General features: G+C 62.1%; 13 protein-coding genes and 3 pseudogenes. 8 read left to right on the forward strand and 8 right to left on the reverse strand.

The annotated features are described in order from the left end of the window. Nucleotides 1–14 precede the first annotated feature (14 nt). Together K3U94_RS11660 and K3U94_RS11665 are read left to right on the forward strand one after the other, a co-directional pair. Nucleotides 15–161 carry a hypothetical protein gene (locus tag K3U94_RS11660; RefSeq protein ID WP_220696575.1) on the forward strand — a complete coding sequence of 49 codons (147 nt, stop codon included), beginning with the start codon at nt 15–17 and terminating at the stop codon, nt 159–161. 440 nt (nt 162–601) lie between these two features. Further along, on the forward strand, nt 602–1,804 hold the full coding sequence (locus K3U94_RS11665) for a hypothetical protein (protein WP_220696576.1): 1,203 nt from the start codon (nt 602–604) through the stop codon (nt 1,802–1,804). 18 nt (nt 1,805–1,822) lie between these two features. Here K3U94_RS11665 and K3U94_RS11670 read toward each other — a convergent pair whose 3' ends face one another. Both K3U94_RS11670 and K3U94_RS11675 read right to left on the reverse strand, forming a co-directional pair. Further along, nucleotides 1,823–2,374 (reverse strand): YaeQ family protein, encoded by a 552-nt coding sequence (locus K3U94_RS11670; RefSeq protein ID WP_220696577.1) that lies wholly within the window; start codon nt 2,372–2,374, stop codon nt 1,823–1,825. A 120-nt stretch (nt 2,375–2,494) separates the two neighbouring features. Beyond that, nucleotides 2,495–3,202, reverse strand: coding sequence for a hypothetical protein (locus K3U94_RS11675; RefSeq protein WP_131721466.1), 708 nt, complete (start codon nt 3,200–3,202; stop codon nt 2,495–2,497). A gap of 218 nt (nt 3,203–3,420) precedes the next feature. On the opposite strand from K3U94_RS11675, the gene K3U94_RS11680 reads away from it, so the two are divergent. The 5 genes from K3U94_RS11680 (at nt 3,421) to K3U94_RS11700 (ending at nt 7,316) form a co-directional block, all read left to right on the forward strand. Further along, a complete protein-coding gene (locus K3U94_RS11680) occupies nt 3,421–3,627 on the forward strand; it encodes an antitoxin MazE-like protein (RefSeq protein WP_047317851.1) in 207 nt (68 codons plus the stop codon). Continuing rightward, complete coding sequence (locus tag K3U94_RS11685; RefSeq protein WP_220696578.1) at nt 3,624–3,956, forward strand: type II toxin-antitoxin system PemK/MazF family toxin; 333 nt, start codon at nt 3,624–3,626, stop codon at nt 3,954–3,956. Before K3U94_RS11680 ends, K3U94_RS11685 begins: the two co-directional genes overlap by 4 nt. A gap of 445 nt (nt 3,957–4,401) precedes the next feature. After that, on the forward strand, nt 4,402–5,526 hold the full coding sequence (locus K3U94_RS11690) for a tyrosine-type recombinase/integrase (protein WP_074322231.1): 1,125 nt from the start codon (nt 4,402–4,404) through the stop codon (nt 5,524–5,526). Further along, nucleotides 5,519–5,881 (forward strand): helix-turn-helix domain-containing protein, encoded by a 363-nt coding sequence (locus tag K3U94_RS11695; RefSeq protein ID WP_074322232.1) that lies wholly within the window; start codon nt 5,519–5,521, stop codon nt 5,879–5,881. The genes K3U94_RS11690 and K3U94_RS11695 overlap by 8 nt, the downstream gene beginning before the upstream one ends. Then, a complete protein-coding gene (locus K3U94_RS11700; RefSeq protein WP_074322233.1) occupies nt 5,859–7,316 on the forward strand; it encodes a site-specific integrase in 1,458 nt (485 codons plus the stop codon). The genes K3U94_RS11695 and K3U94_RS11700 overlap by 23 nt, the downstream gene beginning before the upstream one ends. A 66-nt stretch (nt 7,317–7,382) precedes the next feature. Here K3U94_RS11700 and K3U94_RS11705 read toward each other — a convergent pair whose 3' ends face one another. From K3U94_RS11705 to dszA (K3U94_RS11720), 4 genes and pseudogenes are all read right to left on the reverse strand, one after another. Then, nucleotides 7,383–7,976, reverse strand: a complete 594-nt coding sequence (locus K3U94_RS11705; RefSeq protein WP_074322240.1) for a TetR/AcrR family transcriptional regulator — start codon at nt 7,974–7,976, stop codon at nt 7,383–7,385. 268 nt (nt 7,977–8,244) lie between these two features. Further along, entirely contained in the window at nt 8,245–9,492 is a 1,248-nt protein-coding gene (dszC, locus tag K3U94_RS11710; RefSeq protein ID WP_074322234.1) for a dibenzothiophene monooxygenase, read from the reverse strand. Then, entirely contained in the window at nt 9,489–10,559 is a 1,071-nt protein-coding gene (locus K3U94_RS11715) for a type 2 periplasmic-binding domain-containing protein (RefSeq protein WP_074322235.1), read from the reverse strand. The genes dszC and K3U94_RS11715 overlap by 4 nt, the downstream gene beginning before the upstream one ends. After that, a pseudogene (dszA, locus tag K3U94_RS11720) lies at nt 10,559–11,350 on the reverse strand (dibenzothiophene-sulfone monooxygenase DszA); the annotation flags it as partial. The pseudogene dszA (K3U94_RS11720) and the gene K3U94_RS11715, both read right to left, overlap by 1 nt. A 151-nt stretch (nt 11,351–11,501) precedes the next feature. Here dszA (K3U94_RS11720) and K3U94_RS11725 point away from each other — a divergent pair. Further along, nucleotides 11,502–12,737: pseudogene (locus K3U94_RS11725) on the forward strand (IS256 family transposase). A 76-nt stretch (nt 12,738–12,813) separates the two neighbouring features. Here the strand turns inward: K3U94_RS11725 and dszA (K3U94_RS11730) are convergent. Continuing rightward, nucleotides 12,814–13,386: pseudogene (gene dszA, locus K3U94_RS11730) on the reverse strand (dibenzothiophene-sulfone monooxygenase DszA); the annotation flags it as partial. A 683-nt stretch (nt 13,387–14,069) separates the two neighbouring features. After that, the gene (locus K3U94_RS11735; RefSeq protein ID WP_047317853.1) at nt 14,070–14,621 is read right to left on the reverse strand and encodes an NAD(P)H-dependent oxidoreductase; all 552 of its coding nucleotides are present in this window, start codon (nt 14,619–14,621) and stop codon (nt 14,070–14,072) included. Nucleotides 14,622–14,942 lie beyond the last annotated feature (321 nt).

The following is a 14,942-nucleotide window of genomic DNA, read 5'->3' on the forward strand; positions in this document are numbered from 1 at the left end:
GGGAGAATTGCTTCATGTCGCCCGCGCTCTGGATCATCGTTGCCTTGCTCGCCGTCGGGACGATCGCCGGCGGACTGATGCGGATGCGGGTCTGGTTGCAGAGGCCGGTGCCGCCTGAGGTGATCGAGGCTGCGCACCGCGATGACGCCGAGGACGATTAGTCAGCGATAGCGTCCTGGAACGCGCGGCGATTCAGCCGACGAAAACGGCTATATCGCCGGTAAACCGCCTATTCGATTCCGTCGTATTCCCGCAGCCTTGTTCGATATGCGAGAGTCGTTGCCTGGCAATGCAGTACAACGCAATTTGCCGGCAACCGGCCATACTCGATCATGCCGTATTGCGGCCGATGCGCAACAGCGCATCACGCCAGATGCGGCAGGGGAGAGTCCCACCCGATCCGGGATCGATTCACATCCCAGTTAGACATTCTTTGGAAGCCGCCAGGCGACACTTATGCGCGCCCTCGCATATTTCCATGTGGTGCCGGTAGATGTTCATATCGGTGAACAGCAGATGACTTTAGTGGTTACCGGTACATGACTCAGCCTCGTTGTCTCAGTCCGGCGGCGATCACGTCAAGAACTGAATCGGAGGAGTAATGGACGTCGTTCTCGGTGTAGCCGCCGGGTCATCCGTACCCACGACCCTGCCGCGACTGGAGGCGTCGGCCGGACAGGCGGTGAGCGCGCCCCGTGATCCCGAGGCGGCGCTGGCGCAGGGCGCGGCATTGGCCACGGCCGGCTTGGCCGCAGCCGCCGAGGCGTCCACCGGTGCCCTGGCCTACACGCAGGAAGCCGAGTTCGGCCCGATCACCCCCGGCTACTACGACATCCCTGCCTGCCTCACCGGTTTCGCGGCCAACGATCTTGCATACAGCGCCGTTCCCGACGAGCAGGCGGATGCCGACACCGAGGCCTTCTACACCGCGCCCCAACCGGTGCGCCGTCCGCTGCTGGTCGGCGGAGCGGCACTGGCGTCCACGGCGTTCGCGGCAGCATCGGCACTCATGGTCTCCATGACCCTGGACGTCACTCCTAAATTGGTTGCGCTGCGGCCGGATATCGTTCGCACACTGACCATGCCGACTATTCCGTTCCGGATCCCCAACCTTCAGATTCCCGGCTCCAGACCCCTCTCTGGACAGCCACCGGTCATGGGTCAGGCGCCGGTGAACCCACCGCCGCCTCCGTTGAACAGACCGCAGACTCTGCCGGCCCCGGTGAACTCATCGCCAGTGCCACCGGTCCCACCGGTTGCCGCGCCGTCGCCCGCTAGAGGGGCTGTCGCGCCGGAGTTCCAGAGGCTTCTCAATGACCCGTTTTTCAATCGGCCGCCGGAGTTCCACAGGTATTACAACGAGCCGTTTTTCGGTCGGTCGCGGGCGTTCGACAGTGTTTTCAATGATCCGTTCTTCACTCAGCCGACCCCGCTATCGACCTGGTATATCAATCAGCGGATGTGGGGACTGCCGCCGGGAACGGAGGTTCAAGAGTCGCACATCTCGTGGACTTTCCGGTCCAACGGGCTTTCCGGCTTTGTGCTGAGGGAGTCTTCTGGCGACTCAATGCGGCGGTCGGAGCCCCGGGGGATATCACCCGGGGTCGTACCAGCGCCACCGAACGTCATACCCGACCCGCCGATGGTCAATCCCCATCCACCCATCGAGCTTCCGCCTCCGCCTCCGCCCCCTCCGCTCGACCTTCCCGCACCGCCTGTGGTCGAACCCAACCCGGGCATTCCGCCTCCCGACCTTCCGGTCAAGATGCCCGAGGCGCCCGTCGCCAACCCCAACCCGGCGTAGTCGGGGGCCGGCGGCTGGTCACTTCAACGGCTCGGGCATGAAGGTGACGTCGACTCCGCCTACGGACATCGTCACCTGGCCTTCGATCACCATCACCTGCGCCGAGACCCGTCGATCGACGGTCTGGGCCAGTTGCTGCACCGGTGCGTGCGGTATCTGCACCACCGACAGGTTCGGCAGCCCCGCCACTTTGGGGCCGACGGTGCGCCACCAGGTGGCCACGCCAGCGGCGAACGGGAAGAGCAGCACCTGGTCGGCCTGGCTGGCCGCCTTGCCCAAGGCGCGTTCGTCGGGCTGGCCGACGTTGACCCACTCCAGGATCCGGCCGGTGTAGTCGGCGAGCGCCAAGTCCGGTACGCCGGGGGCGGACAGGCCCGGCCCGTACGCCAACTCACCGTCGACGTCGCTGAGTCGGTGTGCGCGCAGCCCAAACGCCAACAACCGCACGACCATCCGCTCATCGGTCTCACTGGGATGACGGGCCACGGTCAGCGTGTGATCGGCGTAGTAACCGTGATCGATATCGGAGACGCCAAGTTCGACTTTGAAGACTGTTGCAGAAAGGGCCACGTCCATAGTGTCCACCCAGGTGGTGCCTCCCGGGACAGTCGGGCCACGCTAGATCTGCGTGTGGTCGCGCACCCGGATCACTGATTCAGTGCGCCCTCTCGGTGCTGTGGCTGTCGTCGATCAGAACAGCGCGGTGAAATCGGTCATAAGCTGACTAAAATCTGATGCCGCAGAGGCAGGTTCAACCGTGGGAAACTCAAACACCGTCAAAAATGGCGGCTGCCCCTCAAAACTGAGCACGTCTTTGAAGCCCGCCGCGTCGCTGATGAAGGTGTTGGTCAGTCCGACCCCGTTTCCGAAGAACCCCTGCACGGTGAATGCGTCAGCGAACCCGACTATCGGGTCGTTCAGATAGGAATTGACGAACATCGGCTCCACACCGCTCAGCCCGAGTTGCACAGGGGTGAAGGGGAATAGTGCCAACACATCTTCAGTGGTCCCGACGTGGGGGAACGTGGAGTCGTCCAGCAGTGCGGTAACTTCTGAATGACTCACGCTTCCCAGAATCGGTATGTCGTACGACGGCATATAAGAAATAGTCGCGTGGGCCGTGTACCACCCATCAGTCACCGGCACGCCAACGGGATCGAGATGGTGTGTGTATGTCGCGACGTTTCCGTTAGAGGCTGTGGGCAATATGGTTAGTTCGCCGGGGAGTGTCGCCACCGGATACGGCGTTGACGACATCGAGAGATAGGGCCAGGCGTCGTCGATGGCGTCAGCGCCGGCGACTGGACTCGCAGCGAGGGCCACACCAAGACCGGTGCCGAAAGTGACTCCGAGAAGCACGATTACGCGGCGCGAGTGCAACAACGGACGAGTCGGCATCGCGGGTTCTCCCATCGGATGTCACCGGTACGGTACTGCCGAAAATGGATACGCTTACAAACAATACTACGTATTACGAACAGACGCACTGGTTACTATCGGGGGTGCCATCGCAACATGTCCTCGACAATCCCAGTCAAGGGGCATGCTCGACGCGTCGGACGGTGATTCTGTCCGGCCCGGCCGCGTAGGCTCAGCGTTACATGTAACATGTTGGCATGGCAGTGCGGGAAAGAGTCAGTGAGTACCGGCGGCGGATGCGCGAGCGGGGCCTGCGACCGCTGCAGGTCTGGGTGCCTGACGTGCGCACTGAGAGTTTTGTCGCCGAGGCGCATCGTCAGGCGTCGATGGTCGCACGAGCGGACGTAAGCAACGATGACCAGGACTTCATCGAGGCCATCTCGACGCCATGGGACGAGGAGTGAACAGAGGGGAGATCTGGACCGTAGCCGGGGGCGTGTATGCGAACAAACCGCGTCCAGCCGTCATTGTTGAGGACGATCTCTTTGATGCCACGAGTTCGGTGACCGTTGCTCCGATGTCCAGCACACTGTTGGATGCGCCGTTGATGCGCATCCGGATAGCCGGCGGAGACGGCCTGTTGTCCGGACTTGATCACGATAGTGACGTGATGATCGACAAGCTCACAACCGTTAAAAGGTCGAACGTCCACACCCGGCTCGGTCGGCTGACAGCTGAGCAACTCGTCGAGGTCGAGCGAGCGATGATGGCATTCCTCGGCCTTGCGCGATAAGCGAGAGCCGTTGCTCGACAGTGCAATACGACGTACTTAACCTGACATAATGTACGTTATCGGCGTTAAAAGGATGCGAGTTTCGTTAAGTGAAAGAACTTACACCACTGAGCGATTGAGTCGATTCGCCTGGTTGTGACCCGTATTAGCCGCTGGCGCGGCTTCCTAGACAGCCTGTGAATCTTGCGAAACTCGCCAGGTCGGCGTACGTTTCAATCACTTAATGATTGATTTGGGCGTTAGGTGAAAACGTTGCGAGCTTCAATGAGCGCCCAGTGGTATCCGGTCGGTGTGGATTGTTTTACGGCACCGCCCCCGCCACTGCGAGGACAGGGGTTATTGCGTCACTGTGACGAATCATGTGCGGCGGCAAGGTTATTCGCACCTCAACCTGGGCCGGCACCAGGCGGGGTGCTGCTGAGATTATTGCTGCACGGCCATCGTCATGGCTGAGGAACTGCCCGGGTTCATTCCCCATATCCTGCGTGCCGACGATGTGTCGCTGCTGCGTGCCGACGAGACCGTGTTCAATGCGATGGTCGATGGATGGCGGGCGCAGATGCTGGCCCGAGGCTTGGCTGTCGACACGATCAAGGCGCGCGGCCGACTGATTTCTCGGTTCGTTGAATTCACCAACGAGTATCCGTGGCGGTGGCGCGCACTCGACGTGGACCAGTTCCTGGCCGAATTCCGATCGCAGGAAAGACCGATTGCATTGTCTACGTTGCGGACCTACAGCAATACAATTTCGATGTTCTGCTCGTACGTCTGCGATAGTCGATACGGCTGGGTTGCATTCTGCGAGAAGCAGTTTGGCGATGTTCCGTCACAGATATGCTTCGAGTGGAACACTCCGCAACACACAACCGACGATGCCGTTCCACCGGGCCGCCGAGCGTTCACCAAGGCCGAGCTACAGCACTTATTTGACGCCGTGGATGATTTTGTCGACGAAGCGCACCGCACAGCGTCGAAGCAGTGGGTGACGGCCCTGCGGGATTCGATCGCATTCAAGGTCGGCTACGCCTACGGTCTGCGCCGCCGCGAACTGGTCATGCTGGACCTGACAGACTTCGGACCCAACCCACACGTACCCCGCTTTGGAAACTACGGCGCGCTGACCGTGCGCTGGGCCAAAGGCACGAAGGGGTCCGGGCCACGTCGGCGGACGGTGCTCACATCGCCTGAATTCTCCTGGGTTGTTGAGCTTTTGGAATATTGGTGCACTGAGGGCCGCCAGCTGTTCGCCACCGCGGACCGCTCCCCCGCGCTATGGCCCAGCGAACGTGGGGCCAGATTGACACTCAACGCGCTGGGGCGCTCGTTCACGGCATTTCGCAAACGAGCCGGGCTGCCACCAGAATTGAGTCTGCACGCACTGCGGCACTCCTTTACCACCCACCTCCTGGAGGCTGGCTACGACCCGCTGTTCGTCCAGGAACAGCTCGGGCACTCGTTTGCATCGACCACCTCGCTGTACACCTCGGTGTCGTCAGACTTCAAGCAGAAGACGATTCAACAAATGATCGCTCGACGCATCCGAATGGAGGAAGATCAGCCCGATGGCTGAGCAACGCCGAATCGGCTTCCACTGGCATCTGCGCCGGATGATGGCCGCCCACAACCTGTGGAAGTCCACCGAGCTGCGACCGCTGCTCAAATCGCGCGGAATCAACCTCTCCGACGCCCAGGTCTACCGTCTGGTTACCGGTGAACCCCAACGCATTCCGTCACGAACATTCGCCGCCCTCTGCGACATCTTCGACTGCACGCCCAACGACCTGTTCGAGCCGTACGTCGAGATGCAAGCCGCGAAAACAGCCAACGCGCCACGGCCAAGTGACCTCGGCCTTAAACCGGGAAACCCGGTCGCCAAACGGATTCGGATCGTCCAGGACGACGATGGCCCGTCCACGCAAACCTGACGACCCGCAGCGGTGGCCAGTGCCCTGCGACCGATGCGGCGGGCACTACATGGTGGTCGCGAACTGGCCTAGCGAATCGGTCTGCGGCTACTGCTACCAGGCAGCCAAACGCGTCACCGGGATCTGCGCCTGCGGCCACCAGGGCGTTCTCCCCGGGATCATTGATGCTCACCCCGCGTGCCGCCGATGCAGCGGCATCACGCTCAACGTCGACTGCATCGCCTGCGGAGACGAGGCCGAACTCTACAGCGGCGGCAAATGCCAACGCTGCGTGCTCGGCGATACAGCCATTCGGCTGCTGACCAACCCCGACACCGGCGTAGTTGCCCCGCAGCTGCAGGTCATCATTGACGCGCTCACCGCCATGCAGCGCCCCAATAGCGGACTGACCTGGATTCGCCAACGCCACGTCGAACACGTCCTGCGTGAACTCGCATGCCACCCGACGCTCACCCATGAGCTTGTTGACCAGCTTCCGGCGGGACGTACAACCAACTACGTTCGCGGCCTCCTCGTGGCTCATCAGTCGCTTCCGGCGCGCGACGAACGGTTAGCGCGGTTCCTGGATTGGGCGGCGATCGCGCAACAGCGCATCCTGACCGACGAGCACCGCAAGGTGATTGCCCGATATATCCGCTGGGGCCTGGAAAGACGGCTCCGCTCGATGGACACCGTCACCGACTCAGCGTTTCTGCGCGCCAAGCAGACCACGACCGTGACGATCGAGTTCTGCAACTGGCTCACCACCGAACACGACATCTCGATCGAGAACGTCACCCAAGCGCACATCGACCTGTGGCAGTCGACCGGACCCACCACCCGGGAGCACATTCTGCGATTCGTCCGCTGGGCCATCAAGACCAAGCTGATCCCCTCGGATCTCCAGGTGACTCCGCACCGGCGCGGTACCGCACCACGGCTATCAATCGCCGAGCAGAACGCCGTCATCGAGCACGTCGTACATCAACAAATTCTGCATCCACGCGACCGATTCGCCGCGATCTTGATGATCGTCTTTGCTCAGCGCGTCGAAGATATCGCCGCTCTCACCTGGGAGCAGGTGACGATCACAGCGGACTCCGTCAGCGTCAACCTGGCTGGCCTGCCCATCGATATGCCCCCGCCGCTCGATGAGCCCATCCGACTACTCGCGGCAGTCAACTACAACGGTCAAACTGCTGCACATCCCAACTCGCCCTGGGTATTTCGCGGGTATGGACCCGGAACTCACGTCACTCCGTCTCACCTTCGTAACCATCTGCGACCTGTTCTCGCTGCCCTCGAAGCACGCCTTGGCACACTCAATGAACTCACCCAGACCACGCCAATCGCGATCCTGGCCGAAACACTCGGCTACAGCCCGCAGACACTCGAAGCCCACGCGAGAGCATCGGCATCAACGTACGCCCGATACATTGCGACACGACTCGACTGACACCGGACAGACCCCAGAAAACTTGACGGTCCCAGTCCCTGACCGTGACCCCGATGTCGAGGGGAGTTATTCAGTTGCTGAGATGAGTCTCGGGAGCAGCGCTTTGTCGACCAGAGCTTCGATGGTGGGAGGGGTCGGGGGTCGGTCGGAAAAGATGCACCGGAAGATCAGGTAGCCCGGCAACAGATCGTAAAGCTCGTCGTTGACCGCCGCCGCGCCGATCTCGCCGCGACGGATCGCCTGCTGCAGGACGTGCCAGACCAGAGCTCTGTGTTCATGAAGGAACCGGTCTTGCATAACGTTGTTGAGCGCGGGATTGCAGGACATCTCGACGAGCACCGCTCGGATGGTTCTGGCGTGTTCTCGGCCCTGTTCGCAGATAATCTGGCCGAGACACAACAAGTCGCTGCGCAGGGTGCCGGTGTTGGGTGCAACAGCGTTCTGACGGGTGCCTTCGATGACGGCGGCTAGGATCAGCTCAGATTTCGAGGGCCAGCGCCGGTAGACGGTAGCCTTACTGGCATGAGCGGCGGCGGCGACGGCTTCCACTGTTAAGCCGTGGTACCCCTGCTCCTGCAGGATACCCAATGCCACCCCTAGTAGCTCGGTCTCGCGAGGCGACCACGCGGGTTCTGCGTCCGGGTCGGTTGTCGCGGCCATCGGTTTGTCGGGTGCGCGCGCTTCTCGGTGAGATCGCATCCCCGTTTCCCCTACCAATTCGCGCACCCATTCCTCGTACACGGTCGCTGGGCCAGACGCCACCGCACTTCGACGATTATCTGGAGGTGTGCAGTACTACTCGCGTTGTGCTGTACTCACCCACCATGGCATGCCAAACCCAACAACGGCGGGGCCGTCGGCCATCATTGTGTCAGACGGCCCCACCGTTCTGAGGCATTAACGCGTGCCCGGCAGCGCGATGCCGGGGTCAGGAAGTGAAGCCGGGTATCGGGTAGCGTTGGTTGAGGACGTAGTTTCCGACCTCAACGAATTTGTAAGAGACGGGATCGTGCAGCGTGTGGGTGCGGATGTTGCGCCAGAACCGGTCGAATCCGTATTTGGGGTGGGTTCCCCGGGCACCGATGACCTCAAAGATACGGCTGGTCACGTCCAGGGCCGCTTGGGTGGCTATGGCTTTGACTCCAGATATCTGCACCATGAGTTCGCCGCGTTCTTGCGGAGTTAATGCGTCACCTTTGTCCCACGCGGCCTGCAGTAGCTGCGCGGCCTCGCGTGCTGCGGCGTCGGCGGCTTGTAGTTGGATGCCGAATTCGCCATAGCTGCGAATGATGTACGGATCCTCGACGGCTTGAGTGACCCCGGCCGGCGTCCAAGGACGTGCCTGCGTTCGGGTGTACTCGCGGGCTGTTTCGAGCGCACCGCGCGCGATCCCTAGGTAAACCGAGGAGAACACCAACTGCACGATCGGGCCGAACAGGCTTCCGCGCCCGGACGCCAGGAACGCCTCGAGGATGGCATTGGGTTTGCCGAGCACCTCGTCGGGACGGACTACAACATTGTGGAATTCGGTGGTGCCGCTGTCGGTGCGCCGCATCCCGAGTGCCTGCCAGTCATCGTTTGGCTGAACGCCTTCTCTGGTGGTGGGAATGGCCGCCGCTACGATGGCGCCTTGCTGCGCGGAACCCTCCGGTATCACACCAAACACCAAGAGCAGGTCAGAGCCCTTGGCGCCACTGCTGAAGTGCTTGATGCCGTTAAGAACGTACCCGCCGTCATCGGCCGGGGTGGCCGTCACCTTCCAATCCAGGATGTGGCTGTTGTTCTCGCTAGAGGCGTTCCCGGTCCACCAGTTGTTTTCGGCCAGTTGACGAAGCAGGCGTTCCTTTTGCTCGGGTGAACCCCACAGATCGATAACGGCTGGGGTGCTGAGGTGGTATCCGAACAAGTGGCCCAGAGATCCGTCGACCTTTGCGATCTCGCGCACCACTTCCAGGGCGGTAGGCCAGTCGGCTCCCCAACCGCCGAGGTGCCGGGGAACGGTCAACGAGAGCAGCCCACTGGCGCGTAGATCCTCACGCTCTTCTGTCGCCGAACCACCTGCCTTGTCGCGCTCGACGACGGTAGTTTGCCACTTTCGCGTCAGCTCGCGCGCGACCTCGATGGGGTCGCCATGCCTACTGTTCTGTGTCGTGGTGGTGTCATCGGTCAACGTCATTGCTGGTCTCCAGTCGTGGATTGGGTGAGGAATTGCGGTGCTGCCCACTGTGTGAGGTCCACCGGACGGTCGAGCAGATTGTGGTCGAGGAGGAACTGTTGAGTTTGGTCGACAACGGCCAGCGCCGAGTCGTCAAGCATTGGGATCAGATGTTGGGCGAAATCAGCGCCGAAACCGCGTCCGATCGCCGAGGGCGTGACCCCGAGGTTGGCGGCATGGATGCCAACGGTGTCCTCGGCGTGGGCCTGTGCCCAACGGCCGGCTTGGACAGCCGCATCGACGAGTCGTTGCACCAGGTCGGGTCGCTCGTCAACCAACTGGGCGCTGACCGTCCAAACACTGGCATACCGGTTTCTTTTGTCGTCGCCGAGATCGGCGAGCACCCGCGCGCCGCTGAGGTCTTCTAGCTCCGCCGCCCAGGGCAACCACGTGAACAGCGCATCAACGTTGCCACTACTCAGGATGCCGCTCTGGTGGGCGGCCACGTCGGGAAACAGGTCAGCGCCTCTGACACTGGCCGCTGCTTCCAGCCGCTCTTCGGGCACGTCGACGCCAGGGCTTTCGATACGCACCAAGTCGACGTCACTGATCCTGATGCCTCCGATATGCAGGGTCTGCAAAAGTCCCCGCGCCTCCCAGGTGCCCAGCGCGATCAGTGTTTGCCGCCACGGATCCAATTGCCGGTAGTCACCCAACTCGCCGGTGAGAATGCGGATCGCTGCGCCGGACACACCCACCCGCCGACCCCGCAGCTGCTCGGGTGATTTCACCGGGCTGTCAGCACGGACATAGATCCCTTGCCGACCGGCCAGAGGGGTGATGCCCAACAAGCGGGTGCGTCCTGGTGCTCGCAGGCCCTCACTGATAAGAGGTGGAATTTCGCCACCAAAACGGGTGTAGGCGGGATGATCGTAGGTGAAATGCAACCCAGCTTGCGCGCCGCTCAGCACATTCAGCGAAATACCGTTGCCAGCCAACAGGTTTGACTCCAGCGCTGTCAGCAGCGCGTTGGGAACCGGGCAATTGCTGTAGGCAAGAATATCTCGATCGATGTCTGTGGTGGTCATCAGATGCTCCCAACTTCGGGGCGAGCCAACCCAAGGTGCTCACGCAGCGTTGCCCCCTCGTACTCGGTACGGAACACACCACGTTGCTGCAACAGCGGAACCACCTGGTCGACGAATTCCTCGTAAACACCAGGCAGATACGCCGCCGAAATGATGAATCCGTCAGCGGCCCCAGCCTCAAAGTGACTAACCAACTGATCAGCGATCTGTTCGGCAGTTCCAGCCCACTGCGGCACAAACCCGACGTTGGTGCCGTATCGGCGACCCAGCTCGGCCAACGTCAGGTCCGCACCGCCACCGGCCACCGCGGAAAACATCTGCAACATGGTCGGCACGTGACGATCACCAAGATCGGCGACGATGTCAGAAAACTTCGTATCCAGCGGATACTTGGAGAGATTCAAACCGCTATGGCTCGACAACGTCGACAAACCCACCTCGGGATGCACCAGCGAATTGAGATATTCCAGACGCTCACGGGCCACCTGCTCAGTCTCACCGAGCACCGGCATCACCGCGGTGAATACCTTTGTTTGCTCGGGGTCACGCCCCGCGGCCGCAACGTGAGCTTTGATGTCCTGATAGACCGCGCGCATGATGTCGAGGTTGGGCGAGACGCTGAATACCGCTTCAGCCCAGCGCCCCGCGAAGCGACGCCCCCGCGGCGACAGGCCGGCCTGCAAGATGACCGGTTCGCCCTGGCGTGACCGTGGAACCTGCAACGGGCCACGGACCGACAACCAGTGGCCGCGATGATTGACGTATTGAACCTTCTTGGGATCGGCGAACCGAGGGTAAGTCCCCTGGGGTGGTGGGGTTTCGGGAGGCGGTCCGGCCAGGGTTGAAGGTCCCGGGTGTGTCGGTGCCGGTGTTGGGGTGGGCCATCGCGTAGTGATCGGTGAGTTACCTACCAAGTGACTCAACAGGAAGACACACGACGCGATGACCCAGAACCATTCTGCCCTGCTGGCCCAGCTCGATGCACTCAAGTCCGCCGACTCCGGTGCGGTGTTCGCTGAGCTGATCCGCGCCGGGCTGCAGGCGCTGATCGAGGCCGAGGCCACCGAGGCGATCGGGGCCGGCCGCTACGAGCGCACCGGCGGGCGTAGCACGCAGCGCAACGGGCACCGCCCCAAGACGGTGGCCACAACCGCCGGCGATATCGAGGTGGGCATCCCCAAGCTGCGGGTGGCTCGTTTTTCCCGTCGCTGCTGGAACGCCGCCGCCGCATCGACAAGGCCCTGCACGCGGTGATCATGGAGGCCTACGTGCACGGGGTGTCCACGCGCAGCGTCGATGACCTGGTAGCCGCGATGGGCGTCGAATCCGGGGTGTCCAAGTCGGAGGTCTCCCGGATCTGCGCCAAGCCTCGATACCGAGATCGAGGCGTTTCGCACCCGCAGCCTGGCTCACACGCAGTTTCCGTACGTGTTCTGCGACGCCACGTTCTGCAAGGTGCGGGTCGGGGCGCATGTGGTCTCCCAGGCCCTGGTGGTGGCCACCGGGGTCTCGATCGACGGCACCCGCGAGGTGCTGGGCACCGCTGTCGGCGATAGCGAGTCCTTCGAGTTCTGGCGGGAGTTCCTCGCCTCGCTCAAATCGCGTGGTCTGTCCGGGGTGCACCTGGTGATTTCCGATGCCCATGCGGGCTTGAAAGCTGCGGTGGCCCAACAGTTCAGTGGGTCGTCGTGGCAGCGGTGCCGGGTGCATTTCATGCGTAACCTGCACACCGCCGTGGCCGCGAAGCATGCCCCCGCGGTGACCGCGGCGGTCAAGACGATCTTCGCCCACACCGACCCCGAGGGAGTCGGCGACCAGTGGGACCGCGTCGCCGACACCCTCGCCGAATCGTTTCCGAAGGTCGCGGCCATGATGGGCGAGGCCAAGACCGATGTGCTGGCGTTCACCGCGTTCCCGAAGGCCCACTGGCAGAAGATCTGGTCGAACAACCCCATAGAACGGTTGAACAAGGAGATCAAGCGCCGGGCCGATGTCGTGGAGATCTTCCCCAACCCCGCGGCGTTCCTGCGCCTGGCGACGGCGGTAGTCATCGAAGCCCACGACGAATGGCAGGTCACCCGCCGCTATCTCTCCGATGTCTCCATGGACGAACTACGCACCGTCATCGCCAAGAAACACACCGCCGAAGCGCTTGCCAAACAACACCAAATCGCTTAGCGTTCACCATGACTCGTCGATCACGACGCATGAACCACGTCCGATCCGAAGTCCACCACTCCACGGGACGCTATCCGAACCGACCGCCGACCTTGTCCAACAACAAGGCATCCTCGGACCAAGAACTCCACAGCTTCTTGACGGCCTCCAAGAACTCGTCAGCCCGGTCATAACGGATGTCATGCTCAAGGTGCTCATCCACGCCGAAGTTGCGTGCCTCGGAGTCGTTGAGCGACGTGACCACATTCCACGAGATCCGGCCATCAGACAGATTGTCGAGCGTGGCAAATGCCCGAGCCACGTGATACGGCGGGTAGTAGGTCGTGGAAACCGTCGCGCCCAGACCCAATCGCTGCGTCACCGCAGCCATCGTCGCCACCACACTGGTCGGCTCCAACGCCACCGCGCCTTGCCCGCCCAGACCGACCCCGGTCTCCAAATTATCGCCATAGCTATCTTCGATAGCCAGGCCATCGGGAAGAAACAACAGATCAAACTTGCCCCGCTCCAGGGTCCGCGCAATCTGCTTGTAGAACTCGCCAGTCAGAAAACCGTTCGTCGCACCAACATGGCGCCACGCTCCATGCGCATGAGTCACGTTGCCAGCCGAGAAAAACCCGGCCAAATGTAGTTGGCGTTGTTCAGCCATAGTCAGCAGTGCCTCCGTGGGGATCAGTTACCGAACAGCAATGCTCAACTACTGCAACCGATCCCAACAGAGTTAGGAGCCCGATGATTCAAAGGGGCACCCAACACGCCGCTTCCTCCGGACGACCCACCCGACCTTCGCCGATTCTCGCCCCCGGACGAGTGCCGTCAAAGCGCCCGCCGCCTGTGAGCAAGATCACCAACCGGCGGGGTGTGCACCTCCGACCGGCTTCGAGACCCTGACGGCCACCGCGGCGGTATCGATGTAAAAATCAATGAAGCGGATGGCTACCGCGCGGAACTCGCACCTCGCTAGCACGCACCGTTACCAGCTGGCGATACCTGCTGGAAGTGGTCAGATCGATCCGGTAACGTCGCTTTCTTCGCCTGATCTGCGGAGTCACCCTCTGGAGCGACGCAATGCCCAACCATCACCCGTCTCGATCCTGGCGCGGATGTCCGATGTGCAAGCCGCATAAGCGCCGTGGCGCCGGCCGCGCGACCAAGGACCCAGTAGCTATACGCCGCCGCCTTGGGTATGCCCGTCGCTATTCGCGTCGCTCTACCGGGCGCAACTGAAAACCTTGAGTCGACCCCTCGCTCACCCGCCCGACTGGCGTCAATACGTCACAGTGACGAAATGGTGATGACGCCCTGTGACGGGCCATCCGTGCGAAATCGGTTCTAGGAGTGACGAATCAACTGCGACCACACTCCACGAAGCGATTCGACAATCTCAGGCGACTCATCGGGCTGCGATCCGTTGAGGCCCTTGGCCGGGATCGAGAGTTCGATATCGTCGGGCACCTGAGCGCCGGCGATCGCGAGTGACTTGCGGGCATCGGCGTGGGCCCACGCCCCGCCGTACCTACCCAGAGCGCAACCGATAACCGCTGCCGGCTTGCCTTTCAACGCGCTGTTGCCGTACGGACGCGAGAGCCAGTCGATTGCGTTCTTCAATACGCCGGGCAGGCCTCCGTTGTATTCGGGAGTGACCACTAACAGGGCGTCGCAGCTGGCCGTCTCGAAGCGAAGCGCTTCGGCCGCGGCGTCCGCTGGAGCAACATCGATGTCTTCGTTGTAGTGCGGCAACTCGCCGAGACGGTCGAACAGAATCGGCTCGATCTGAGCGGGTGCGTGAGCGATGGCCGTTGCAGCCAGCTGACGATTGAGTGACCCGGATCGCAAACTGCCCACGAGGACGAGAACACGGATGGTGGTAAGCGATTGGGGCATGGATAGCTGCGCATTCCGGGATAGGCGTCGCCGCCGCGGGCGTGGGTCTCGCTGATTGATGCTAGTTGGCGGTTGCTGCGTTCCGGCGGGGCCCCACCACGGCAGGTATCACTACCCTCCCCGCTCTCCCGCTGCGCCTGAATAGATACGTCACAGTGACGAATCGCCATGCGGGGACACTGACCGACTGGATCACGCCAAAACAGTTACAGCAGAAGATAATTGACAGCTTCTGGCTGAGGCGCGCCGGCTGCGGCAACATGGAGTCCGGACCGCTGGCTCGACGAGGACTGCCCTGTCGATCACTACCCCATCGCCTCG

Source organism: Mycolicibacter heraklionensis, from assembly GCF_019645815.1.
Lineage (GTDB): Bacteria > Actinomycetota > Actinomycetes > Mycobacteriales > Mycobacteriaceae > Mycobacterium > Mycobacterium heraklionense.